The organism is Chitinophaga agri (genome assembly GCF_010093065.1).
In the GTDB taxonomy this organism is placed as follows: Bacteria; Bacteroidota; Bacteroidia; order Chitinophagales; family Chitinophagaceae; genus Chitinophaga; species Chitinophaga agri.
The window spans coordinates 5506706-5531995 of record NZ_CP048113.1 but is presented as its reverse complement, the minus strand read 5'-3'; the positions used below and the strand labels follow the sequence as shown (position 1 = coordinate 5531995).

Sequence of the window (25290 nt, the reverse complement as noted above, 5' to 3'; positions counted from 1 at the left end):
TGCAAAAATAATATAAAGTAGCATGTAAACCAGTAGACAGCTACAAATAACAAAAAAAGGTGAATATCTGGCAGATATTCACCTTTCTGTTTATATCAATAACTTAATTTCTCAGTTACAGCATTACTGCGGAGCAATAATAATCAACTTCCCAGGTAATTCCTCAGCAGTTTGCTACGGGAAGTAGTACGCAATTTAGTGATCGCCTTATCCTTGATTTGACGAACCCTTTCCCGGGTCAAACCAAATTTTTCACCGATATCTTCCAGTGACATAGGATGCTCAACCGCAATACCGAAGTATAGGATGATCACGTCTTTCTGCCTGTCTGTAAGTGTAGATAAAGAACGCTCTATTTCGCGGCGCAGGGAATCGTGGTGGTCCAGCTCTTCATCTGCGTTGACTGCATTCGGATTAGCCAGTACATCCAGCAGTGAATTATCTTCACCATCAATGAACGGCGCGTCCATAGACACGTGACGGGCAGCAACACCTAAGGTGGCTTCCACTTCTTCCGTATTGATTTCCAGAATGGTAGCTAATTCGTCAGGAGATGGCTCTCTTTCAAATTCCTGTTCCAGCTGAGAGTATGCTTTGCTGATCTTGTTGCTCAGCCCCACTTTATTCAGTGGCAGCCTTACAATACGGCTCTGTTCAGCCAGTGCCTGCAGGATAGATTGACGGATCCACCATACTGCATAGGAAATGAACTTGAAACCGCGCGTCTCATCAAAACGCTGTGCTGCTTTGATCAGACCTAGATTTCCCTCATTGATCAGATCACTGAGAGACAGGCCCTGGTTCTGATACTGTTTGGCAACAGACACCACAAAACGGAGGTTTGCTTTCGTCAGTTTCTCAAGAGCTCTCTGATCCCCTTGCTTAATGCGGATAGCAAGGTTCACCTCTTCCTCCGGCGTAATTAAATCCACTTTCCCAATTTCCTGTAAATATTTCTCCAGAGATTGGGACTCCCTATTGGTGATGGATTTTGTGATTTTGAGTTGGCGCATTGACATAAGAAATCGGAACAGTTACAGGTTAATAAAATGTTACCCTATTTGATGAATGCCAGACAAAAATAAGTTTTTTTAGATAGCACCCAAAAAAAATAATTACTTATTAAACCATTTTCAAGCAAAAACGTTTCACCTTTCACAACTCAATATCTGATGCGTCGGTAGAGGGCATTCTGACAAAAGCTTGTGAAAACAATTAGTGCGGATTGCTAATGTATTCATTATTTTCATAATAGAATTGTTATTTATAAAGTGTATAAGAATTTGAGGGTTTATTAAAAAAAAATGCAAAATAATTTTGACAGAATAAATATTTTTCTATAATTGCAGCCAGATGCTATTGATTTACTAATTACTTGAGCGATGTCTAAGAAAGTGCAATATGAGTTGGAATATCCGGTACGGTGCTCACCCAGTATCTTATACGAATTCCTTTCCACACCAGCCGGTTTGCAGGAGTGGTTCGCAGATAAAGTAGATTACAGGGACAGTGTTTTCTCCTTTTCATGGAATGGTTCCACCGAAGAAGCAGAAGTGCTGGAACAGGAAGAAGACGAGTTTATCCGTTTACATTGGAAACATGCTCCCAAAGAGGAATTCTTCGAATTCAGCATAAGGATCTCCGAAGTGACCAATGAAACGATTCTCGTGGTTAAAGATTTTGCAGAAAAGAAAGAGATTGCTGACCAGAGCCAGTTATGGGACTACCAGGTGAAAGACCTGTTCCACAGAATCGGTAACTAACCAGCCAACACTGATCAACTGATACTGATTAGTCCCCGAAGCAGAAGAGTATAATCTCTTACTATCTCCGGTATAATCTTTCCCCAGTCTTCAAAACTATAAGGTTTAGCAAGTTTAATAAAGGGACGTCGGTCAATTAACTGCTTAAATTCCAGTTCCGACATGGCTGATATTAATTTGTAATTCCCATTTTCAAAGTCATGCTGCCAGGGATCTTCGAGAAGGTATACCTGAAAACGATGCTCAGCCAGCTGCTGCCAGGCTGATGCAATCATATGACCATATTTTTCTTTTTCCTCCCCCGCCAGATGCAGGGTGGCAATGAAATAATGTCCCCACCAGAACATGGTGCGGAACGCAAAAATATTGTCCTTACTGAATAAACGCGGATAATCCAGAATGATATAGGGCAACTCCCTGTAACGTTCTCCTCTTGATATTTTTCCCCCGGCTGCCAACAGGCCATCAGGGAACAGGAATTCTTTTGTTACCGGCGCTGCCTCCAGTGCCTGGTGCAATTGCCCCATTAATGTCATTACCTTCTCTAAGATCCCGTTTTTAAGGTATAACCAATCGGCGTTTACCACCAAAGCCTGCTCTTCCGCTGTAAGTGAAGTAATTTCCATCCTGTAAAATTAGCCACTGACGCGCTTTGAAAGAAATTTAACGGTAATTTTAGTATTCGCCCTACCCCACTTCCATAAATCATATTAAATTTGTATGCTTTAGATTTGCCTTTCGGCCGATTATTGCCAACGCACTGCATACTGCCGGGAAAACACTAAAGCAAAGGATATAAACAAATTACTCTGGAAAGTGAAAAAACTGGACAAGCTCATCATCAAAACATTCATGGGGCCTTTTGTGGCCACTTTCTTTGTGACACTATTCGTGTTGATGATGCAGTTTCTCTGGAAGTATATAGACGACCTGGTAGGTAAAGGGCTGGACACCACAGTGATCATTGAGCTGATCTCCTACACCAGTGCCAACCTGGTCTCTCTTGCCTTACCACTGGCCGTCCTGCTCTCCTCCATCATGACCTTCGGAAACCTTGGTGAAAGCTTTGAACTCGTCGCCCTTAAATCCTCAGGTATCTCACTGACCCGTTTTATGCGGCCCTTGCTGCTCGTATGTACTGTTGTTGCCATACTGGCTTTTCTCTTCAACAACTACGCAATGCCGGTAGCTAACCTTCGCGCCAAATCATTGCTGTACGATATCACCAACTCAAAACCTGCCTTCAATATCAAAGCCGGTGTCTTTTATACGGATATTCCTGATTACACCATTAAGGTGGCACAGAAGGAAAGCGACAACAAGACGATCCATCAGGTGATGATCATCGATCATACGCCCGGTGGCGGCGATAAGGTGATCCTTGCAGAAAAGGGAACCATGCTGCTTTCGGCTGATAAACGCTTCCTCTACTTCATTCTCGAAAAAGGATGGCGCTACGAAGAAAGAAATAACCGTAGTTCCACAACGCCCGGAGAACTGATCCGTTTGGGCTTCCGCGAATATAAAAAAGCATTCGACCTTAGCTCTTTCGCATTCAGCCGGCTGGATATGGGCCTCTTTGCCTCCAACCAGCAGATGCTGAACGTCCGGCAGCTCGATAAAGCCATTGACTCCCTGTACAAACAGGAAAAACTGTTTACGCGTACTGTCAATGCTTACATCACCACCCGTTATGCGTTCTACAAATGGGCCGATACTGGATGGCTGGCCAAAGCACCACCGTTGAACGCGGCTAGTTTCAGAGATTTCATTCCTGAAAAATCACTCAGATATACACTCGAAAGAACTGAACAAAACCTCCGTGATGGTCAGAATAACCTGGAAGGGCCTGCAAGAGAATTTGGTGATAAGCACAGTACACTACTATTGCACAAAGTAGAATGGCAGCGTAAATTTACCCTGGCATTCTCCTGTATCGTCATGTTCCTCATTGGTGCTCCGCTGGGTTCCATCATCAGAAAGGGTGGTTTGGGTACCCCACTGATATTTGCTGTTGTGTTCTTTGTGATCTTTAATATATTTTTCATGGTTGGAGAGAAGATGGCCCGAAAAGACGTTATGGCCACCTGGAGCGGTATGTGGCTCTCCAACATAGTCCTTATGCCTATTGCGATGTTCCTGATCTATAAAGCCCTGAACGATTCCAATCTGTTCAACAAGGAGTTTTATCTCAGGATATTCAATAAAATAAAAAAGCTCTTTAGAAAAAAAAGTCCAAAACCTACAACTTGACAGCCATAGGCCACTAGCTTCCAGCTTCAAGATCTTCACATTTTCTCTGAACAGTACTGACTGTCCAGCACTGTAAACCTGTGCCTGCTATAAGAAAATGATGCTGAAGATCCGTCTGCTCCGCTACGCCTGATGGCGGGTCACAACCTACAACTATGAAAACACTACCTATGCTGCTGGGCAAAAATGCTCCATTTTTTTTGCCATTCCTGTTATGGATCGTTGCGGGTGCACTGCTGCAGATTTATTTCACACATGATGAACTATTTCTTGGCATTAACCACATCTACGCTCCGTGGGCAGATGTTGCCATGTCAGGCATGACCTACATCGGAGATGGAATTACCTTTGGGGTAATGCTGGCGCTTATACTGGTCCTCCGCCAATACAAATTGTTCTTCTCCGCTGGCGTTGTATTATTAATTACAACAATCATTGTACAAACAGCAAAACATTATTACAACGAACCGAGACCTGCGTTGTATTTTGCAGATGCGGAAACTTTTGTACATACCGTTAAATGGGTAACTGTACACGGTTCCTGTAGTTTTCCTTCCGGACATACAACAACTGCATTCGCTATGTGCACTTTATTAGCACTCATATGCAGGAATAAATTCTCCGGATTTGCGTTCTTAACACTAGCGTTGCTGGCAGCCTATTCGAGAATTTACCTGGCACAGCATTTCTTTGTAGATGTGTATGTCGGTAGTATCATTGGCACAACAAGCAGCCTGATTGTTTATGCACTGTTCCATCAGAGCAGAAAAATGCCATCACCGGAAGTGGTCACAGAACCGGTGATCAGCCTGACCTGATTCGTTTATTTTATTGATAGCCTGAATTATGAAATACCTGTTGATTGCCATTGTAGCTGCTGTTCTTTTCGTACCCTTTCTGGGTGCTGTGCACCTGTTTGACTGGGACGAGATCAACTTCGCAGAAGCTGCAAGGGAGATGATTGTTAGTCATGATTATGCCAGAGTACAGATCGACTTTCAACCCTTCTGGGAAAAACCGCCTTTATTTATCTGGCTACAGGCTATCAGTATGCAGCTGTTTGGGGTGAACGAATTTGCTGCCCGCTTTCCTAATGCGATCATAGGTATTGCCACACTGGTCACCCTGTTTGGCATCGGTAAGAAACTGATTGATGACAAGTTCGGTATGTGGTGGGCACTGGCATATGCCGGTTCATGGTTACCTCACTTTTACTTTAAGTCAGGCATTATCGATCCTACTTTCAACTTCTTTATTTTCCTGGCGATCTACTGTGCATATCGTACCAGCTATAGCACGCGCCCTTCCCGTATGGCGATCATCAGCGGTATCTTCCTGGGATTAGCCGTACTCACGAAAGGTCCGGTAGCGATCCTTGTCAGCATACTCACGCTCCTGTTCTACTGGCTGTATAAAAAGGGAAAGATCGGTATCAGTCTTGCGCAGATAGGCATGATCATGCTGGCTGCATTTATCACAACTTCGTTGTGGTTCGGCTATGAGATCATGGTTCACGGCTTCTGGTTCGTACAGGAATTTATCACTTATCAGATAAGGCTCTTCACTACCAAAGACGCAGGTCATGGTGGTTCCTTCTTCTATCACTGGATCGTATTACTGATCGGATGTTTTCCGGCAAGTGTCTTCCTCCTCTCCTACATCAGGAGCGGCAAAAAGAAATCTATCTATTCGGGCTCTTATGCAGCGGAAGTGAAGGATTTCAAGATCTGGATGTGGGTGTTATTCTGGGTGGTACTGGTCCTGTTTTCTATCGTGGAGACCAAGATCGTTCACTATTCTTCTCTTTGTTACTTCCCGCTTAGCTTCCTCGCCGCATGGCAGGTACACCGTATCGCAGAAAAGAAGCTAATACTACATGGCTGGAATATCATTGTAATGCTGCTGATCGGCCTGGCAATAGGCCTGGCGATTACCCTGCTGCCAGTAGTGGGTGTTTACAAAGACCTGCTCATTCCGCATATCCACGATCGTTTTGCACAGGCCAACCTGCAGGCACAGGTACCCTGGTCCATATGGGAAACAGCTTACGGCGCAGGCTATATACTACTTATTATTATAGGCACCGTACTGCTGTTCAGGAAAAAGCTACAGGCAGGTCTGCTATGTATATTCTTCAGCACCATCCTGGCCATTCAGATCACGATCGTGCATTTCACGCCCAAGATAGAACGCTATTCACAGGGTGCTGCCATCGACTTCTTTAAGTCATTTGAAGGAAAGGACGATTATGTACAGGTGCTCATGTACCATAGTTATGCACATCTTTTCTATACTAAGAAGCTACCACCGGCCAACCAGAATTATTACAATACAGACTGGCTGCTGAGTGGGGCTGTGGATAAGCCCACCTGGTTCATCTGCCGCATACAGGATAGTAGTCCCTTCCGTACTGACCCTAACCTGGAAATAGTAGGAGAAAAGAATGGGTTTGTGTTCTTCAAAAGGAAATAGACTTTATCAATAAAAAAGAGGCATCAGACGATGCCTCTTTTTTATTATTGCATGAGCAAAGATTATTTAACCGCAGCTGCGTATAATTTATCCACTTCATTCCAGTTAACCACATTCCAGAAGGCTGTCACATAATCAGCACGCACGTTGTGATATTTTAGATAATAGGCATGTTCCCATACATCCAGCGCCAGGATCGGTGTACCACGCTCTTTCACGATGTTATCCATCAGTGGATTATCCTGGTTAGGTGTTGAGATGATAGACAGCTTTTTACCTGGCGTAACAATAAGCCATGCCCAGCCAGAGCCAAACACGCCTTTCGCCGCTGTATTAAAAATCTCCTGGAACTTCTCCCAGGAAGTAAAAGTCTGCGTGATCGCTGCTTTCAGCTTATCAGAAGGAGTTGTTTTTTGTGGAGATAATAACCGCCAGAAGAGGGAATGGTTAAAATGTCCGCCAGCATTATTACGGATTGCCTTGTCTTCAGGTTTCACTTTCGCCAATATCTGCTCAAGTGTAAGATTTTCGTAAGGTGATCCCTTTACGGCATCATTCAGGTTCTTAACATACGTGCCATGGTGCTTATCGTGATGAATCTCCATTGTTGCCTTATCGATGTGCGGCTCCAGGGCATCAAATCCAAAAGCTAACGGTGGCACAGAAAAAGGTGCTTTCTGATCGGTACCCAGGATAGATATTCCTTTATGAGTAGCCGGAGCCGCGGCCATTATACCTGATGGATTACCAAGAGCTGCTACGCCTGCCAGGCCTGCCAGCTTAATAAATTCTCTCTTGTTCATATACTTAGGCATTAAATTATGATGATAAAGAACTTGAATCTTACTGCAAACGGGCAGCAAATTCTGCACCAATATTATAGAAATTTATTGCATGAGCCCAGCCGGTCATCAAACAATTGCGACTTAAACCCGGATTCTCATTAAAATAACCGCAACATTTCGCAATCTTTTGAAATTAATTGTTATTTTACCATACGCTTTCATGTGAAACTTTAACTTTTATTTTTCTTGTATACTAAAACAACATTTATCCCGAACTACATAGTGAATATGTACTATATATAGAAAACTAACGAGCTTGCCTTTGTCACCAGGGCCCATACCATGCCATAATCAAACTCATACTAACAAACCATACTTTAACATATACCATTTATTATTGCCATCATTGTTCATAAAATTTTATGCCAGGCAAAATGACAGAACTAGAGCATTATATCAATCAGCAACGGACCGAGCCAGATAATTACACACCAGTATTTTATCGATTGCAGCACGAAGAACAATATGTCGATTTACTGGCTTTGCTGAAAAACAACCCTCATATCAGAGTGTATGACGAAATCTACTCTCAACTGAGGGAGCTGATGAAAATACGCAATCCGACCAAACGACTCACGGAAGAAGAATCTGAACAAAAGATCAGGGAATATGTTGGTACTACACCAATTCATGCCGTTGGTGTATGGGTTTACTACCCCTGGTCACACCGGGTGGTACATATTGTAGATGAAAAGGACTTTATTGAATTACGAACCAGCCGTAATAAACAAAAGATCACTGATGAGGAGATTGCCCTGCTCAACAGTAAGAAAATTGGCATTATTGGCCTTTCCGTCGGACAATCCATCGCATTAACACTGGCTATGGAAAGGGTTTGCGGCGAATTACGCCTGACAGACTTTGACAAAGTCGAGCTGACCAATATGAACAGGATCCGTACAGGTATTCATAGCATACAGGTACATAAAGTGATCATTGCAGCACGTGAAATAGCAGAACTGGACCCATTCATCAAAGTAGTCATTTTCAAAGACGGCGCTACTGAAGAAAACCTGGACGATTTCTTTACCAAAGGCGGTAACCTGGACATACTGGTGGAAGAATGTGACGGTATAGATATCAAGATCCTGAGCAGAATGAAGGCCAAAGCGCTTGGTGTTCCCGTTGTAATGGATACCAATGACCGGGGAATGGTGGACGTTGAACGTTTTGACCTGGAACCCGACCGACCTTTACTCCATGGTTTTATTCCCGATATAGATCTGAAAAGCCTGCGCGGACTAACGGATGCAGAGAAACTACCCATATTCCGCCCTATGGTCGCCCTGGATGATATGTCAGAAAGAATGAAATACTCTTTAGGCCAGATTGGAAAAACCATCACTACCTGGCCACAGCTGGCTTCCTCTGTGGTATTAGGTGGGGCAGTAGTAACCGATACCTGCAGAAGGATTCTGCTCGATCACTTCAAAAGCTCAGGCAGGTATTACGTGGATTTTGAACAAATTCTTGTTTAATCATACAGGGATGAGCGACCATTTCTCATTTTGCAATCGAAAGCGAAATGGGGTAAAACCGTATCTCCCGCACTGATCCTTTTTAAAGAGTACCCACATGCACTACCATGATTACAGTAAGGGCTTTTAAGGCGCCAGACGACCCGGAAGCCTGTCTTCGTTTTTACAATGGGCATCTCCGTTTGCTGGAGATCTATTTTGGCATTGCTAAAATTACCTCCGGCAACGCGGACTGGATGCATCATGACAATAGCATTGTAATTATTGTAGAGGACGAGACCCGTACTAAAACATACGGTGGAGCACGTGTGCAACTGGCTGACGGCGTTATTCCATTGCCCATCGAAACGGCTATTGGCAAGTATGATCCGAAAATATATGATCTGGTAAAACCAGGCAGTGCAGAGATCTGTGCCATGTGGAACTCCAAGGAAGTAGCCGGCATGGGAATAGGCAGCCAGGTATTGGCACGCGCCGGCGTTGTGCTTGCAGCTCAGCTGCCCATTGACAATTTCCACGTATTGTGCGCCCCTATCACAACCCGTATAGGAAAACGGGTTGGATTCGTTATTGATGAATCACTGGGTGATAAAGGCACCTTTTTCTATCCGAAAGACGACTTCATCGCCACCGCCATGCTGATCGACGACGTCAACCGACTTGAACACGCCGACCCTAAAGAAAAAGAACTTATCTATGATCTGAGGGAAAACCTGATACAAACTAAAACGGAAGTTGGCCCCAAAGGCTCCTACGAGGTAAGCTATCACCTCGAAATTCCAAACTTACAATTCTCCAATGTGAAGAGTGAACGGTGAATTTTCTATAAATTTAACGCATGTTCCGATTTATCGCTCTATTGCTACTTGCTATCTTAGGTTACCAGCAACTGCAGGCGGCCCCCCCTTTCGTATACCGAAATAATATGCCCTTAACCCGGATCGGTAAATACCTCGAAATATACACCGACAAAACGAATTCACTGGATATCAATGCCGTCAGCAGACAATCATTCAGCTCACCGGGTGAAAACGTACCTAATTTACAGATCACTTCCTATACCCACTGGGTACGCTTCTCTATTACCAACGAGTCTGAACTGAAAGACCTGTTACTGGAAGTAGAATACCCCACCATCGACGATATTACGCTGTACGAACTACTACCCGACAGCACTTACAAAACAACCCGGCTGGGAGAGTTCACCAGCTACAGCAACAGACCTGTAGACCACCAGAACTATATTTTCCCTCTCCATCAGCCACCTAATACAACACGACAGTATTATCTGCGGGTGATTGCCGGAGAACAACTACAACTACCCATCTACGTGGGTACCCGGGATCAGGTATCTGAAAAGAACGATTACCGCGAACTGATATTTGGCTTATACATCGGGGTTATACTGGCCATGTCTTTCTATAACCTGTTCCTGTATATATCCACCAAAGACAATAGCTACCTGACCTACGTATCGTATAACGTATTTGTCGGGCTGACACAAGCCACGCTTCAGGGCTATACCTTTCGTTTCCTCTATCCTGATAGTCCCTGGATCGCACAGCATGCGACAGTACTCGTACCTATACTGAACGGCCTGACTGCGCTATTGTTCATACAACAGTTCCTGCTGACCAAACAATATTACAAGCCCGGCCACCGGCTGATCAATATACTCATCTACCTCTATCTCGGCTGTTTCATACCTGCCCTGATGAACGAGTTCATTATTGCTCAGATATGGGTACAAATGGTAGTAGGAGCCGCAGCAGTCTCTGTCTTCTATGTATCTCTGCGAATGAGCCTGAAAGGATATAGCTCTGCGCGCTTCTTCCTGATCGCATGGTCCGTGTTCCTGCTCAGCGTACTGGTATTCGTACTAAGAAATGCCAATGTGCTGCCATATAATGAATTCACCTACTACGCATTACAGATCGGTTCAGGTATGGAAGCCCTTCTGCTGTCTTTTGCACTGGCTTACAAGATCAACCTGTTCAAAGCCGAAGCCCTCCGCGCTTCCCAGGAAAATGAACACCTGGTAAGAGAACAAAATATCATCCTGGAAGAAAAAGTGACGCAACGCACAGAAGAGCTACAAACATCCAATGAAGAACTCAACGTAGCACTGAAAAACCTGAAAGAAGCCCAGACCCAGCTGGTGGAAAGAGAAAAAATGGCTTCCCTCGGTCAGCTGACAGCCGGTATTGCCCATGAGATAAATAATCCGATCAATTTTGTCACATCTAATATAAAGCCCCTCAAGCTCGATATTCAGGACATCAGATCTTTACTGGATAAATATGATGAACTGCCAAACAGTCCGGACATCCAGGGGACTCTGAAAGAAATTGCGGCCTATAAACAACAGATAGATATTGATTATATTCACGAAGAGATTTCCTCACTCATTAAAGGTATTGAAGATGGTGCGTCAAGAACCTCGGAAATTGTCCGCGGATTACGTACCTTCAGCAGACTGGACGAAAGTGATGTAAAATCCGTAGACCTGCACGAAGGAATCGACAGCACATTGGTATTGCTCAAAAATAATATCCCCTCAAATGTAAAAGTGATTAAAGACTATGGCTCATTACCCAAAATAGAATGTTATGCCGGCAAGATAAACCAGGTGTTCATGAACATCCTGACCAACGCATTCAACGCTATTAAGACCAACAACCAGGACCGGGAAGAAGCGGTTACGATCACTACCAGGGAAGAGAATGGCCTGGCCCTCATTAGTATAAAAGACACTGGCCCCGGAATGACTGAGCAGGTGAAACAGAAAATCTTCGATCCGTTCTTTACCACAAAAGACGTTGGCGAAGGAACCGGATTAGGTCTTTCCATTGTATTCAGCATCATTGAAAAGCACAATGGACGCATTGAAGTGATCACCGCGCCGGACAAAGGTGCAGAATTTATTATATATTTACCCATGAGTGTAACTGCTCAGGCGTCTTAGTATACCCACGCAGGAAAATCCATGTAGTCAATCAAAAAATTGAACCTGCGGCAAAACCAAAATGGATGAAAGACAACCGTATCAGGATCTTGTATATTGATGATGAAGTTCATAACCTCAATGCTTTTAAGGCAGGATTCCGGAGAAGTTATGAAATTTACACCGCTAATTCCGCACAGGAAGGCAAACAATTACTCAAAAGCATTGACGTCCATATCATCATAGCGGACCAAAAGATGCCAGTATCCACCGGGGTTGAATTTTTCAATGAGATAAAAGACACCCTGCCAGATCCAATGCGCATCCTGCTGACAGGTTATACGGACGTAGAAGATATCATTGACGCTATCAATAAAGGTCACATCTTCTCCTATATCAAAAAACCATGGGACGAGATAGAACTGCATCGTACCATTAATAATGCTTTTGAGATATATAATACCCGCAGGCAACTGAAAGAAAAGATCCTGGAGCTGGAAAAGATCAATGATGAGCTAAACCGCTTCATCTATTCCACCTCCCATGACCTTCGCTCTCCGCTGATGTCCGTGCTTGGTATTATCAACCTTAGCCGCCTGGATAATTCCGTAACAGATCCGAACGGATACCTCAACATGATTGAAGTATGTATCCTCAAGCTGGATGGGTTTATCCAAAAGATCATTGAATACTATCGTAATTCAAGATTGGATGTTGAGTATGAGAAGATTACCTTTGAACATCTGATCCAGGAATGTATCGCCTCATTCCGGCATCAGAACACGGCCATCGAATTCCAGGTGGAAGTTGATCAGCCGGTAGACTTTAAAGGAGATACTTTCCGCATCAGCGTTATTCTGAATAACCTTATTTCGAATGCAGTAAAGTATCAGAAACCGGATGAAAGCCATCCGAAAGTAAATCTGACAGTAAAGGTGGAACCACATAAAGCCACCCTGTGTATTGAAGACAATGGTATTGGTATACTAAGTGAACACCTCAATAATATATTTAAAATGTTCTTCCGCTCCAAGAATAACAACAAACCAGGTAGTGGTATTGGATTATATATCGTGAAAGAAGCGTTGAATAAAATTGGCGGTACTATCAACGTTGAGTCAAAGTATGGAGAAGGTACCCTATTTGAAATAAGCATTCCAAACAGAAATGATTTCGATTCCTGATTTACGCGTTATACTGATTGATGACAATGAAGTTGATCTGCTGCTGCATGAGCGTTTGATAACGTTGCAACAGATCAGCAGGACTGTGCTTGCATTTAATAACGCAAACAAGGCACTCGAATTCCTGTCCTCTAATATTTCGCTACCCCGCATTCCCCCGACGGTATTGCTGCTGGACATACAAATGCCTGAGATGGATGGTTTCGAATTCCTGGAAGCGTTCTACAGTTATCCGGCCAAGATCAAATCGCAGTGTCATGTGATCATGGTTTCATCTTCCCTGGATTATGGAGATCTTAGTCGCACTTACGCTAATCCGATGGTGTTTAAGCTGCTGAAAAAACCGCTGCTAATAACAGAGTTGAAGAACGCAATAAATGAGATCTTCAGGGAGATACAATAATGTCTCTGCAATATATTATTACTAAATAATAAATGGACTTTACAGCTGCGCCGTTCAAGCTTTACAATATAAGCAAACCATCAAATCTGAGAGGGTGTAAATCCAGCGTATTTTTTAATATCATTGGTCAGATGAGCATGATCGTAGTATCCACAATCAACAGCAATAGATAATAAACTTCTCCTGTCCGGCTGTTGTTTTATCTGGGAAACGGCGGACTGAAAACGTACAATATTTGTAAACTCTTTGGGCGTTGTACCAATGTATTGCTGAAAATGCCTTTCCAGTTGTCTGGCCGTCATGTGATGCCGCTTCGCCAGTTCACTAATGGCAATTTGCCCACCTGACATTTTAATGTCTTGCACGACTGATGAAAGACAATGTCTGGGACGCACATATCTGCTCAGGAAGAAGCTATTTAGGTATGGTATAGGTTTGGAGATCAGTTTATCCGGATCAGGCGAAAGAGCCCGCTCAAATTCAATTGTCCGGTCAGTAATTGCATGCAGTGGGGAGAACTTATAAAACGCTGCGAATGCGGCTGGTTTAAACCTGATACCGACCAGCTTATTGTCTGCATTGACGAATGATACCTTCGAAGTCGTCATTGTCCCAACCAAATATGCCCCCCCTGACTCCATAGTGACTGCACCACTATCATTCCTGCAATGATCGCCCATATTGATAATGATATCAACACAGCCATCAGGCAAAATATTAGATTTGATAAGCGATTGACCTTCTCCTTCCACTATCCAGAATGCATCGATGTATTCGGATAATGCGGGATGAGGTTTATATTGGCGGTAGCTCATGTGAAGTCTCGAAGCCATTAAAGCAGTTAACGCTTCTCTAAATTACACTAATAAAAAGAGTTACCATTATATGATAACTCTTTTTTATTGTCGACAACAACTATTGTACGTCAGTATTTCAAAAACACCTTACTGCACCAATGTCACCACTCCCTTCCGTTCTACTTCCCCACAAGCAGTCTTAGCTCGTATAACATACACATATGAACCAACCGGTTGCAACGCTCCTTTAAAAGTACCGTCCCAGCATGCACCTGCTTGCTGCGCACTAAACACCAGCACGCCCCATCGGTCATATACTCTGAAATCAAGTGTTTGTATCGCCCCCCAATACTTCAGACCAAAGCAATCATTTTTGCCGTCACCGTTCGGTGAAAAGGCAGATGGTAGTGGATACACACTTAACCCTACTGTATAATCCGCCAATACGGTGACTGAATCACGGGCAGTACAATTGTTTTCATCCGTTATTGTGACATAGTAAGTGGTCGTTGCTGCCGGCGACACCATCGGATTAGCGATTTGCGTATTGCTGATGCCTCCCGCATTGTCCCATACATACTTTATACCACCAGTAGCAAGCAGCATCGCTGATGGACGGGAACAATCAATCTCATTCGTACTGGTAACAGCTGTAACAGGCAGCTCATTTACTGTTACCGGAATCACAAAGTTTTCATTGATACCACAAGCATTATTAAGGATGTTCACCGAATATATAGTACCCTGGTCAGGTGTAACAACGAGAGAACTACCTGTTTCGCTCAACGGCACACCGTCCTCCAGCCATTCATATGCTTCGCCACCACTGGCTGCCAGGGTAAGTGATGCTCCGACACAAATAGTAGTATCTCCCGGAGTAACATAAGTAGGCAGACGCTGGTTGATCGTCAGCAGTACTGTTGCCTCACTGGTGCAACCAGTTCCATTGTCCGCAGTAACTGTATAACGGGTAGTAGCAGCAGGTGTAGCCACCGGAGATAATGCATTGGCATTGCTTAATCCAATAGCAGGCACCCAGCTAAAAGTGGTACCATTAACGGAGCTGGAAACTAATTGTACGGGAGTACCATTACAAACAGCTGTATCCGGAATAGTGACAACGTCTGCTATGGTATTTACTATGACAGGGATCACATAGCTTTCATTCGTACCGCACGTATTATTTATGATATTAACAGTATAAGTACTCCCCTGCGCAGGAGATATAGTGATCGCACTACCCGTTTGCGGTAAGGCGATGCCGTTCTCCAGCCATTCATACGTTTCTCCGCCGCTTGCTTGTAATACCACATAGGCACCCGCACAGATAGCTGTATCAGCAGGCGTCACAGAAGATGGGATCCGGTCATTGATCGTAAGCAGCACGGTAGCCTGCGTTGTACAGCCACTGCCATTATCTGCCGTAACCGTATACCTGGTGGTCGTTGCAGGTGTAGCCACGGGAGATAACGCATTAGCATCGCTTAATCCGGTAGCAGGTACCCAACTGAAAATAGTACCATTAACAGAGCTGGAAAGTAATTGTACAGGGGTACCGTTACAAACTACAGTATCTGCAATAGTGCTGACATCTGTGATATCATTTACTGTTAACGGGATCACATAACTGTCATTCGTGCCACATGTACTGTTTATGACATTAACGGTATAAGTCGTGTTCTGTGCGGGAGATACGGTGATCGAACTACCTGTTTGTGGTAATACAATCCCGTTTTCCAGCCATTCATAACGCTCTCCACCAGTCGCCTGTAACAACACTGAAGCACCTGCACAGATAGCTGTATCGGCAGGCGTCACTGATGTCGGCAGTCGCTGATTAACGGTGATCAGTACGGAGTCCTGACTGATGCAACCGCTACCATTATCAGCAGTCACTACATATCGCGTAGTAACAGCAGGTGTCGCTACCGGAGATAATATATTCGCATTATTCAGGCCTGTGGCAGGCGTCCAGCTGAAAGTAATACCATTCACCGAACGGGTAAGCAGCCGAACCGATGCTCCTGCGCAGATAGTAGTATCCAGCCGTGTATCGACATCGGCAACATTATTAACAGTAATCGGTACTACGAAACTTTCACTGGTACTACAAACGTTATTGATGACGTTCACTGTGTAGGTACTATTCTGAATGGGTGATACGGTGATCTGATCACCTGTTTGCGGTAGCATAACACCGTTCTCCAACCATTCATATAGATCTCCCCCTGTAGCCTGTAAAGTCACCGGAGCACCCGCACATATCGTACTGTCAGCAGGTGTTACAGATCCTGTAAGTCGCTGATTAACGGTGATCAATACAGAGTCCTGACTAATACAACCGCTACCATTGTCTGCAGTAACTACATACCGCGTAGTGATCATTGGTGTTGCTACAGGGGATAATACGTTCACATTGCTCAATCCTGTGGCTGGCGACCAACTAAACGTGGTACCATCAACTGATGTAGTGGTCAGCTGTACGGAGGCACCGGTACAGATCACTGTGTCGCTCCGGGTGGATACATCCGCCAGATTATTTACAGTAACAGGAACAACATAGCTATCGTTGGTACTGCAACTGGTACTGATGATATTCACTGTATATGAACTGGTCTGACCTGGTGAAACTGTGATTGAGCTACCAGTTTCGGGTAACAGCACACCATTTTCCAGCCATTCATATACTTCTCCGCCTGTAGCCTGTAGGGTAAGCGGAGCTCCCGCACAAATCGTACTATCGGTAGGTGTAACAGTCTTGGGAGATGGCTGATAAATAGTGATCAGCACGGAGTCCTTACTGATACAACCAGTCCCATTATCTGCAGTGACAATATAACGCGTGGTGGTAGCAGGGGTGGCAACCGGAGATAATGTATTCGCATTGCTCAGACCTGTAGCGGGCGCCCAGCTGAAAGTAGTACCATTTGTAGAAATGGTGGTCAGCTGTACCGGAGTACCGGCGCACACCGTAGTATCTGTACGCGTATTTACATCAACCAGATCATTGACAACTACCCGTACCGTACTTTTTGCGCCACATCCTCCCGCATCGGCTACCAACACCTCATAGTCTGTTGTAACCGTAGGAGAAGCAACAGGATTAGCGATACTTACATCGGACAATCCGGTAGCAGGGCTCCAGCTATACATAACACCACCTGATGCCTGCAATTGCACAGAACTGCCGATACAAATGGCGGTGGTAGCTGCATTTGTATTGGCAGCACAGGGGGCGTTGATTCTCGTCATGTAGTCTTCTGCCTCTCCGTCTGTTGCCGTGATAGCTGTACTTTGTGTTGCAGGCAGATTGGATGCCAAACGTAACCTGAAAGCAAACAGCTCGCCGTTACCCGCCGGGAATACCGCCGGCAAACCTGTCCAGTTCAAGGTAGCATTAGTGGCATTTGCCGGCACCATCACTGTCACCGATTCATCCATATCAAACACCCCATTCCTGTTATAATCAAAACTTCCGGTTAACCAGGCATTAGCGCCTGTTGTATTAGATAATGGCACCTGCAGCGTGTAAGAACCGTTGCCAGTATAGTCGGGGAATGCAGAGATAGCCTCTTCATCAAAACCATTGAAATTATCATCTACATTATCAAATGGGTCCGCATCAGCCACTACATGCCCTAGTATCAGACTGGCATCCTGGGTGGCGGGAGGAAAAGGCGGATTGAAGTTACAGCCATTGCCCCGCGTATATTTTAACAGGTGCCTTGCCGCACCATAACTGGCAGGCAGATCACCTCTGTCCAGTGGCGCATAGATACCAAAAGCAACCCCCATGCCACCGGGTACAGTCGTCTCCATTTTTACGTCTACCGTCAATACGCCACTGGATGGCGCAACTGTAGCCATTAAAGGGTTCTGTCCCACAGGAGATCCATCCATGGAACCCTGTGTATCCGTAATCGTGATCGTTTGTGTACCGCAACCAGTTACAGGATTGCCCGTCTGTGATGAGTTTCTAAAGAAATCGAGGTAACTCCAGTTCCCCCCACTGCTAATAAATGTAGTGTTTTCTACTGGACTCAAACTGCCTTCCGCATCCGCCGCAAGAAAAGTGAAAGGCGCTGGCTGTCCATTACGTGTAGCAGTAATGGTCATGGTAAAATAGCAACTCTGCCCGTTGTTCATGGTGTACAACGCGGGCATCATATTAGGGTCCGAGAAATCATAGAGGTAGTGCAGCACAGCTCCCGACCAGGTATTCATCACCTTCGGTGCAGGTCTCAAACCATTTACCTGCGAAAAAGCAATAACAACGTCTAAACCATCAGCTGTAGTGAAACTACGTGAAGCACCGTTAAACAGTGAAAATCCGTTCCAGTTAAACCACCATATATGGTTCCTGATCACCCCATTACCCATATCAGCATACTGTGCATCGGCACGGGTGAACATACCGGTAATAAGAATAAGGAGCAGGATAATTTTCTTGACCATTTCGAACAAATTGATATAGGGAATATGTCAGGGCATCTCGTATAAAAGCTTTACAACACAGGATAAGCTTGTCCAGCATCAAGGGAGCAATTTACCACTAATAAATACAAACACCCTGAGAAGGGGCGCCTTGCTTACCAGGCATAAGGACTGCTGATATTTGGGTAAACGGACCGGAACCAATGTTAGGCATAAGGCTACAAAACGCAACTCCTGTTAAAATGAAAAAAGCTCCTAAATTCCTACTACTAAGAAATTTGAGAGCTTTTACCTGTGGAGAATACCGGAGTCGAACCGGTGACCTCTTGCATGCCATGCAAGCGCTCTAGCCAACTGAGCTAATTCCCCTGCTTAATGGTGTGCAAATGTATACTTTTTCCGGAAATCAGCAAATATTCCTGACAATAATTCCATTTTCTCGCCCAAAACCTATTTTTGCTACCAATACACTACAATCTGTGAACAAAGACAAGAACAAACTAGGTCTCCTGACCAGTACCTCCCTGATCGTGGGCAACATGATCGGCGCTGGCATCTTCCTCGCACCAGCTGCATTATCCTCCTTCGGCAGTGTTAGTCTGCTTGGATGGGTGATCTCTGCTATCGGATGCTTTTTCCTGGTGAAAATATTTGGTAACCTCAGCCGCATCGTGCCTAACGTCACTGGCGGACCATACGCCTATACCCGGAGAGGGTTTGGCGACTATATGGGATTTTCCATCGCCTGGGGATATTACATCGCCGTGGCGTGTGCAAATGCTGCCATTACAGTGGGATTCGTCAGCGCATTGAGTACATTCATCCCGGTGTTATCTACCAGTACATTCGCAGCAGTATTCACGGGACTTTCGTCAATATGGCTGCTCACCTGGATCAATAACGCAGGCGTCAGGGTATCGGGCGGGGTACAACTGACTACGACCATCCTGAAGCTGATACCGCTGATCGCAGTCGCTTTTGGCGGATTATTCTTCATCAGGACAGACAACTTCCCTCCTTTCAACAATACCAGTACCTCCCTGTTTGAGGTGCTCTCTAATACAGTCACCTTTACGATGTTTGCTTTTGTGGGAATTGAGTCAGCCACGGTTCCGGCAGACAAGGTCGCAAATCCGCAAAAGACCATTCCCCGCGCTACCATGCTGGGATTAATTATAGTGACCATTGTATATATACTGGGCACTGTGAGTGTGATGGGCATCATCCCGCCGGAACAACTGCAGCGTAGCCTGACGCCTTTTGCCGATGCAGCAGAAATAATGTGGGGTCCTAACGCACGCTTCCTGGTAAGTGCTGGTGTGGCAATTGCGGCCTTTGGTGCACTGAATGGCTGGATATTAATTCAGGGGCAACTACCTTTTGCAATTGCAAAGGATAACCTGTTTCCCCGCATTTTCGGTAAAGAGAATAAGAAAGGAGTACCCTACGTGGGCATGTTCTTCAGCAGCATACTGATCTCCATATTTATGATCATGAATTACAACAAAGGGCTGGTAGACCAGTTCAAGTTCCTGGTTTTACTATCTACACTATCAGTACTGATCCCTTACCTCTTTTCCACCGCATCTTACTTCATACTCCGTACAACAGGACAACAACTAACGACCGGTGAATGGGTACAATGTATTCTGCTCTTTGTGATCTCGTTCAGTTATGTGTTTTGGGCAATTGCCAGCGCAGGGCAAAAAACTATATTTTACGGCTTCCTGTTGCAAATGACAGGAATTCCGTTATATCTGTGGATGACTGCTAAAAATCAATCCCGGACTGACAATATGTTATAGCATATGTCCGGTCCTGTTATTTACTGTACAAAAAACATTTATAACAGGACCGGCTACCTTAACAACTCCTTAGAATAAACTTAAAACTGATTAATAATATCCCGCCCCCCCATCCTTATTACATACCCGCCATTCACACCAATACCGCTGAAACAAGGAACGTCTCAAATTTCATCTGTTCATTTCCTATCACTTAGCGATATACTTTCAGCTCCCGCAGATTTATTTCACTGATCCACCTGTTTAATTAACAGCACTGATCACGATCATAAAGAAAAAGGTTTTTACTTACCAGCCAATGCCGTAATCCTCACCATGATTACTACTACCACCCCATAATGAACCATGCCGGATATCCAGGAATATTGCATTTACCGGACCGCTGGTACGCTCGCTATAACTGGGTATATAACCCATATTTTTCAGCATAGTTCTCACCGAATCAGGCGTATTATTATTTAGCAATATGCTGCCGGGATGTGGCATACGATCTTTCATACTGGTACCACCCAATGACAGCCAAAGCTGATTGGTGTTAATATTAGCCGCCTCCGTGGCCTGCTGCACGGTCATTCCAAACTCTACCACGTTCAAAAAGAACTGCAGCAGGTTCTGATCCTGTGTATCACCACCCTGCACTGCAAAAGACAGGTAAGGTTTGCCATCTTTCAGAGCCATGGAGGGAGTCAGCGTTACCCTGGGGCGCTTACCGGGCGTCACCACATTGAATGGACACAGCGTGCTGTCCAGTACAAAACTTTGTAACCGCTGACTCATCCCTATACCAGTATGACCAGCAATACAAGCAGGCGTCCATCCACCACTAGGGGTGATAGATACAACCCAACCATCTTCGTCTGCAGCTTCCACACTCGTCGTACCCCTCCATAACCTGTCCATATAGGCACTGTCAATATCATTGGCAGCATACATATTATCCGTGGCGGGAACGTTCAGTAAACCTGCTGCATCGTGTTTAGGTACAAAGCCTGCAGGCTTTTTCTGTAAAGTAGTATCAGTCAGTGACTGACGCTGCTGTATCAGTTGCAGATAAGGGTTTTTCTTACCCTCAAACGGATAAGGATCGCCTGGCAAAGGCGCAGGATCATTATGACCGGGATTGATCAGCTTCGCTCTTTCCTTCGCATATGCTTTACTTAATAATCCCTCGATAGGCGTCTTAGGCGTAAAGTAAGGATCACCGTAATAGAAGTCCCTGTCAGCGAAGGTCAGGTTCATCGTTTGATAAAGCGTATGAATGTACAGTACAGAATTATAACCCATACCTTTCAGGTCAAAATTCTCCAGGATGTTCAGGCTTTGCAGCAGCATCGGCCCCTGTGTCCAGGACTGCAGTTTATATACCTCTATGCCCTTATAATTTACATGCAGCGGTTCTTCTTCAACAGGCTTCCAGCGGGCAAGGTCCTGCTCTGTGATCAATCCGCCCTGTTCCTGGCATCCACGAACAAATTCCCTGGCAATATCGCCCTTGTAGAACCTGTCATAAGCAGCCATGATCGCCTCCTTTCGGGATTTCTTTTTCTTCAGGGCTTCCTGTTCCGCTTCTACCATTTTCGTCAGGGTGGACAGCAGTTCTTTCTGTACGAAGATCTCTCCCGGTTCAGGTGCTTCTCTCTTTTCACCGGGATGTGTCAGAAATACCGCTTTACTATATGGCCATTGCTTGAGGCGGTCTTTGCTTCTTTCCATGCTGTTAGCCGTCTGCGCTTCTATAGGATAGCCAGCAGCCATTTCCATGGCAGGGGCGAGCACCTCCTTCAGACTCAGCGTACCATATTCAGCCAGCATGTAATAAAGTCCACCCGGCGTACCAGGCGTAACAGCCGCCAGCGGACCATATTCCGGTGGGAAATTATATCCCTTTCCCTTGAAGAACTCAGGGGTGGCTCCAGTTGGCGCCACGCCCAGCGCATTGATCGCTATGACTTTTTTTGTTTTGGGATTATAAATAAGCGCCTGCGTTTCGCCTCCCCAGCTCAGCACGTCCCACATCGTACAGGTGGCCGCCAGCATGGCACAGGCAGCGTCTACCGCATTACCACCCTTCTGAAAGATCATCGATCCGGCGGTTGCTGCCAGAGGTTTCCCTGTAACCGCCATCCAGTGACGACCATGTAGTGGCGGTTTCTGCGTCTGTTGCGCATGCATTGTCAACCCGAGGGATAAAAGGATGACAAGAAAAAAGAACTGTTTCATAAAATAATTTTCTATTTAGAGGTGTTATTATCCAGGAACTGACAAAATAATAAAATAGCAGGGGATACTTCTAAAATATGAGATGAACTTTGCCTTCCCTTGATTGTTATAGTAAAGGTGCCAAGTAAAAATACATTGGTGATACCGGCATTTATTCCACGACATATATAAAATCTGTCTTTATGAACGCAACAAGATTCTGGGAAATCATTGAAACGGCGTGGACAACAGATAGAGATTTATTTGATTTAAGGAAAACAGCGCTTACGACCAATGATCCCACCTTGATCAGGCAGCTGGGAACCATCGTTTCCACAGACATTGCCGACCATATCCGGCAGCAGCTTGTTTACCTGGACGACGGGGAACTAACAAAATTCAATCATGTGATGGAAGAAAAGCTCTTCCATATTGATCGTGAAGAAATTCATGAACGTACCGGCGGAACAGATGAGGGCTTCCAGAACAGGAGGAGTTTCATCGTAGGTATGGGAGAACAGTATTACGATATGGTGGATGAAAATCCGTCAGTCGCTACTATGAACGTCTCTGCCGGAGAGATAGGTACTATCGGCTATGATGTGTATGAGGAAAAATTCGGTGAAGAGTTCGAACGATATTGCCTGCATTGTATTGAGTCCGGCTCTAATTCAAGGGGCTGGTAAATAAAGAAGGGCCGTGTGACAACGGCCCTTCTTTATTATTAATATTTTTCCGCAGCAGCTGTACCTTCGGGAGCAGCCTCCAGACTAGTCATCAGCATCCTATACGGATGACTGCTGGCGGAGAGTAGCCGGTCTTACACCGGCATGTTCAGTAAAGTATTTCATGAAGTGAGTTGTTTGAGAGAATCTTAGTTCGAAGCCAATTGCTTTTACGGTCATTACTGTAAAAGACAAGCAACTTTTGGCGGTGATAATTTCCAGTCCGATGCTATCTTCATGTAGAAAGCTATCGTTAATATCCTGTTTCGTGTTCTTTACATTGTCCGCTGATGATGCGCTCCCGAAAAGTTAACACATCTTATCACATAAAGAACTGCTCGGAAACGATCTTCCCCTCTTTTACTTCATATACACACAATTCTTCTATCTCTGTCCTTTCCTGGCCTTTCATTGTAATATCCATTTTTAATAAAATGACAAACGAATTACCTGCTACTATCGGATAAGAAACAGAAATATTATGAACAGTTTCCGTCATGCCATCAAACTTTGCAATCTTCTCCTGTATCTTGTCCAGTCCTTTTGTTTCCTTCTCAAATGCAGGTGTTGCATATGGTTCGATACTGATTGCATCGGCTGCATACAATTCTTTCTGGGCTGTAGCAAATTCACCTGTTTTACAAAGGGTTACAAGGCGGTTAGCAATTTCTTGTGTAGTCATAACAATCATGGATTTTGGAGTGTACCCTAAATTAAGTCAATTTCAGGAAAGTATTGCCTGCTGCGCAAAACATCATTATATTCACAACAGTATCCACCACCCCGGTAAATCACACAACATATGCAGCCCGCCAATTCCCGTATTGCGTCTATAGATATTCTGCGTGGTATTGTTATGATCATTATGGCACTTGACCATACACGTGACTTCTTTCACGATACGGCAATGACCGCAGACCCGCTTGATACAGACACAACAACCCCGTGGTTATTCTTTACACGCTGGGTCACGCATTACTGTGCACCAATATTTGTATTTCTGTCAGGAATGTCGGCCTATCTCGCTGCGCAAAAGAAGACACCGGCTGCCGCGAGTGATTTCCTGTTGAAAAGAGGGCTTTGGCTGATTATTGCGGAACTGGTCATTGTCACACTAGGACTTACATTCAACCCGCAATACAATGTCTTGATCCTACAGGTGATCTGGGCAATAGGTTGTAGCATGATCGTGCTGGGATTATTAATGAAGGTCTCGTTCAAAGCAATACTCATTGCCGGACTTATCTTATTCTTTGGACACAATATTCTTGATTATTTCAATCTGCCAGGTCATATCTGGAAAATACTGTTCACTTCTTTCGGCACTGTTATCCCTATTGGCAATAATCGTTTCATCTTTGCTTTCTACGCGATCTTCCCATGGACAGGCGCTATGTTGTTAGGATATTGTGCCGGATACTTTTTCAGAAAAGACATTACTGCCGCTACACGCCGTCGTTTTCTGCTGATGACTGGTAGCGCGGCAACGTTGTTATTTATCATTCTCAGAACTATTAACCGGTATGGCAACCCTACACCATGGGAGGCAAAGCAAAGCGGCTTCAATACCTTTCTGGAGTTCATAGATGTAAGCAAATATCCGCCATCACTGGACTTCCTTTGCATGACACTTGGTCCGGCGCTGTTATTACTGGCAGTGCTGGAACACGCAAAAGGAAAGTGGAAAGATGTTGTCAGCATGTATGGTAGTGTACCTTTCTTTTATTATGTGCTGCATTTCTATCTTTTGCACTTCTTATTGGTGATTGCATTTTTCCTGAGTGGTTATACAGCAAACGAAATTGTAGATCCTAATATTCCGTTTTTATTTCGACCCGCAGATTTCGGTTATTCATTACCGGTGGTCTACCTGATATGGATCACTGTTGTTGCTGTATTATATAAGCCGTGTAAATGGTTCCATCAATACCGGAAAACACATGTTCAGTGGTGGCTGAAGTATATTTAGCAGCGGGTTTCATCTGAAG

The 25290-nt window shown here is 44.7% G+C and carries 19 protein-coding genes and 1 tRNA gene; 12 read left to right on the top strand and 8 right to left on the bottom strand.

The window, feature by feature from the left end; translation table 11 throughout:
• Positions 1–143: 143 nt before the first annotated feature.
• Positions 144–1013, bottom strand: a complete 870-nt coding sequence (locus GWR21_RS22125; RefSeq protein ID WP_044218015.1) for a sigma-70 family RNA polymerase sigma factor — start codon at positions 1011–1013, stop codon at positions 144–146.
• Positions 1014–1382: 369 nt separating this feature from the next.
• On the opposite strand from GWR21_RS22125, the gene GWR21_RS22120 reads away from it, so the two are divergent.
• On the top strand, positions 1383–1763 hold the full coding sequence (locus tag GWR21_RS22120; RefSeq protein WP_162333852.1) for an START-like domain-containing protein: 381 nt from the start codon (positions 1383–1385) through the stop codon (positions 1761–1763).
• Between the two features lie 14 nt (positions 1764–1777).
• Here GWR21_RS22120 and GWR21_RS22115 read toward each other — a convergent pair whose 3' ends face one another.
• On the bottom strand, positions 1778–2389 hold the full coding sequence (locus GWR21_RS22115; RefSeq protein ID WP_162333851.1) for a hypothetical protein: 612 nt from the start codon (positions 2387–2389) through the stop codon (positions 1778–1780).
• A gap of 190 nt (positions 2390–2579) precedes the next feature.
• Here GWR21_RS22115 and GWR21_RS22110 point away from each other — a divergent pair, with 190 nt between their 5' ends.
• From GWR21_RS22110 to GWR21_RS22100, 3 genes are all read left to right on the top strand, one after another.
• Positions 2580–4016, top strand: a complete 1437-nt coding sequence (locus tag GWR21_RS22110; RefSeq protein ID WP_162333850.1) for an LptF/LptG family permease — start codon at positions 2580–2582, stop codon at positions 4014–4016.
• Between the two features lie 155 nt (positions 4017–4171).
• Entirely contained in the window at positions 4172–4834 is a 663-nt protein-coding gene (locus GWR21_RS22105; protein ID WP_162333849.1) for a phosphatase PAP2 family protein, read from the top strand.
• Between the two features lie 28 nt (positions 4835–4862).
• Entirely contained in the window at positions 4863–6488 is a 1626-nt protein-coding gene (locus GWR21_RS22100) for an ArnT family glycosyltransferase (RefSeq protein WP_162333848.1), read from the top strand.
• A gap of 62 nt (positions 6489–6550) precedes the next feature.
• Here GWR21_RS22100 and GWR21_RS22095 read toward each other — a convergent pair whose 3' ends face one another.
• Positions 6551–7291, bottom strand: a complete 741-nt coding sequence (locus GWR21_RS22095) for a superoxide dismutase (protein ID WP_238429951.1) — start codon at positions 7289–7291, stop codon at positions 6551–6553.
• 416 nt (positions 7292–7707) lie between these two features.
• Between GWR21_RS22095 and GWR21_RS22090 the strand changes: the two genes are divergently transcribed.
• The 5 genes from GWR21_RS22090 to GWR21_RS22070 all read left to right on the top strand — a co-directional run bounded on the left by GWR21_RS22090 (position 7708) and on the right by GWR21_RS22070 (position 13342).
• Positions 7708–8811, top strand: coding sequence for a ThiF family adenylyltransferase (locus tag GWR21_RS22090; protein WP_238429949.1), 1104 nt, complete (start codon positions 7708–7710; stop codon positions 8809–8811).
• A 107-nt stretch (positions 8812–8918) separates the two neighbouring features.
• A complete protein-coding gene (locus GWR21_RS22085; protein WP_162333846.1) occupies positions 8919–9629 on the top strand; it encodes a hypothetical protein in 711 nt (236 codons plus the stop codon).
• Positions 9630–9649: 20 nt separating this feature from the next.
• Positions 9650–11776 carry a sensor histidine kinase gene (locus GWR21_RS22080; RefSeq protein ID WP_162333845.1) on the top strand — a complete coding sequence of 709 codons (2127 nt, stop codon included), beginning with the start codon at positions 9650–9652 and terminating at the stop codon, positions 11774–11776.
• A gap of 65 nt (positions 11777–11841) precedes the next feature.
• Positions 11842–12939, top strand: a complete 1098-nt coding sequence (locus GWR21_RS22075) for a sensor histidine kinase (RefSeq protein WP_162333844.1) — start codon at positions 11842–11844, stop codon at positions 12937–12939.
• Entirely contained in the window at positions 12923–13342 is a 420-nt protein-coding gene (locus tag GWR21_RS22070) for a response regulator (RefSeq protein ID WP_162333843.1), read from the top strand. Before GWR21_RS22075 ends, GWR21_RS22070 begins: the two co-directional genes overlap by 17 nt.
• A gap of 80 nt (positions 13343–13422) precedes the next feature.
• Here GWR21_RS22070 and GWR21_RS22065 read toward each other — a convergent pair whose 3' ends face one another.
• From GWR21_RS22065 to GWR21_RS22055, 3 genes are all read right to left on the bottom strand, one after another.
• Positions 13423–14175: a helix-turn-helix domain-containing protein gene (locus GWR21_RS22065; protein WP_162333842.1), complete on the bottom strand. Its 753-nt coding sequence runs from the start codon at positions 14173–14175 to the stop codon at positions 13423–13425.
• Between the two features lie 111 nt (positions 14176–14286).
• A complete protein-coding gene (locus tag GWR21_RS22060) occupies positions 14287–18594 on the bottom strand; it encodes a T9SS type B sorting domain-containing protein (RefSeq protein WP_162333841.1) in 4308 nt (1435 codons plus the stop codon).
• Positions 18595–18868: 274 nt separating this feature from the next.
• Positions 18869–18942: transfer RNA gene (locus GWR21_RS22055), tRNA-Ala, on the bottom strand.
• Positions 18943–19052: 110 nt separating this feature from the next.
• On the opposite strand from GWR21_RS22055, the gene GWR21_RS22050 reads away from it, so the two are divergent.
• Complete coding sequence (locus tag GWR21_RS22050; protein WP_238429947.1) at positions 19053–20378, top strand: amino acid permease; 1326 nt, start codon at positions 19053–19055, stop codon at positions 20376–20378.
• A gap of 288 nt (positions 20379–20666) precedes the next feature.
• Here the strand turns inward: GWR21_RS22050 and GWR21_RS22045 are convergent, their stop codons facing one another.
• The gene (locus tag GWR21_RS22045; protein WP_162333839.1) at positions 20667–22598 is read right to left on the bottom strand and encodes a gamma-glutamyltransferase family protein; all 1932 of its coding nucleotides are present in this window, start codon (positions 22596–22598) and stop codon (positions 20667–20669) included.
• A gap of 182 nt (positions 22599–22780) precedes the next feature.
• On the opposite strand from GWR21_RS22045, the gene GWR21_RS22040 reads away from it, so the two are divergent.
• Entirely contained in the window at positions 22781–23263 is a 483-nt protein-coding gene (locus GWR21_RS22040; RefSeq protein ID WP_162333838.1) for a DUF4240 domain-containing protein, read from the top strand.
• A 361-nt stretch (positions 23264–23624) separates the two neighbouring features.
• On the opposite strand, the gene GWR21_RS22035 is transcribed toward GWR21_RS22040, so the two are convergent.
• A complete protein-coding gene (locus GWR21_RS22035; protein WP_162333837.1) occupies positions 23625–23984 on the bottom strand; it encodes a SnoaL-like domain-containing protein in 360 nt (119 codons plus the stop codon).
• A gap of 120 nt (positions 23985–24104) precedes the next feature.
• On the opposite strand from GWR21_RS22035, the gene GWR21_RS22030 reads away from it, so the two are divergent.
• On the top strand, positions 24105–25271 hold the full coding sequence (locus GWR21_RS22030; RefSeq protein ID WP_162333836.1) for a DUF1624 domain-containing protein: 1167 nt from the start codon (positions 24105–24107) through the stop codon (positions 25269–25271).
• Positions 25272–25290: the final 19 nt, after the last annotated feature.

Excerpts from the sequence above, each read along its gene's own strand:
- GWR21_RS22060 (WP_162333841.1), bottom strand. The coding sequence starts at position 18,594 with ATGGTCAAGAAAATTATCCTGCTCCTTATTCTTATTACCGGTATGTTC.
- GWR21_RS22125 (WP_044218015.1), bottom strand. The coding sequence starts at position 1,013 with ATGCGCCAACTCAAAATCACAAAATCCATCACCAATAGGGAGTCCCAA.
- GWR21_RS22115 (WP_162333851.1), bottom strand. The coding sequence starts at position 2,389 with ATGGAAATTACTTCACTTACAGCGGAAGAGCAGGCTTTGGTGGTAAAC.
- GWR21_RS22075 (WP_162333844.1), top strand. The coding sequence starts at position 11,842 with ATGAAAGACAACCGTATCAGGATCTTGTATATTGATGATGAAGTTCAT.
- GWR21_RS22080 (WP_162333845.1), top strand. The coding sequence starts at position 9,650 with ATGTTCCGATTTATCGCTCTATTGCTACTTGCTATCTTAGGTTACCAG.
- GWR21_RS22085 (WP_162333846.1), top strand. The coding sequence starts at position 8,919 with ATGATTACAGTAAGGGCTTTTAAGGCGCCAGACGACCCGGAAGCCTGT.
- GWR21_RS22120 (WP_162333852.1), top strand. The coding sequence starts at position 1,383 with ATGTCTAAGAAAGTGCAATATGAGTTGGAATATCCGGTACGGTGCTCA.
- GWR21_RS22070 (WP_162333843.1), top strand. The coding sequence starts at position 12,923 with ATGATTTCGATTCCTGATTTACGCGTTATACTGATTGATGACAATGAA.
- GWR21_RS22105 (WP_162333849.1), top strand. The coding sequence starts at position 4,172 with ATGAAAACACTACCTATGCTGCTGGGCAAAAATGCTCCATTTTTTTTG.
- GWR21_RS22065 (WP_162333842.1), bottom strand. The coding sequence starts at position 14,175 with ATGGCTTCGAGACTTCACATGAGCTACCGCCAATATAAACCTCATCCC.
- GWR21_RS22040 (WP_162333838.1), top strand. The coding sequence starts at position 22,781 with ATGAACGCAACAAGATTCTGGGAAATCATTGAAACGGCGTGGACAACA.
- GWR21_RS22095 (WP_238429951.1), bottom strand. The coding sequence starts at position 7,291 with ATGAACAAGAGAGAATTTATTAAGCTGGCAGGCCTGGCAGGCGTAGCA.
- GWR21_RS22090 (WP_238429949.1), top strand. The coding sequence starts at position 7,708 with ATGACAGAACTAGAGCATTATATCAATCAGCAACGGACCGAGCCAGAT.
- GWR21_RS22035 (WP_162333837.1), bottom strand. The coding sequence starts at position 23,984 with ATGACTACACAAGAAATTGCTAACCGCCTTGTAACCCTTTGTAAAACA.
- GWR21_RS22030 (WP_162333836.1), top strand. The coding sequence starts at position 24,105 with ATGCAGCCCGCCAATTCCCGTATTGCGTCTATAGATATTCTGCGTGGT.
- GWR21_RS22045 (WP_162333839.1), bottom strand. The coding sequence starts at position 22,598 with ATGAAACAGTTCTTTTTTCTTGTCATCCTTTTATCCCTCGGGTTGACA.
- GWR21_RS22100 (WP_162333848.1), top strand. The coding sequence starts at position 4,863 with ATGAAATACCTGTTGATTGCCATTGTAGCTGCTGTTCTTTTCGTACCC.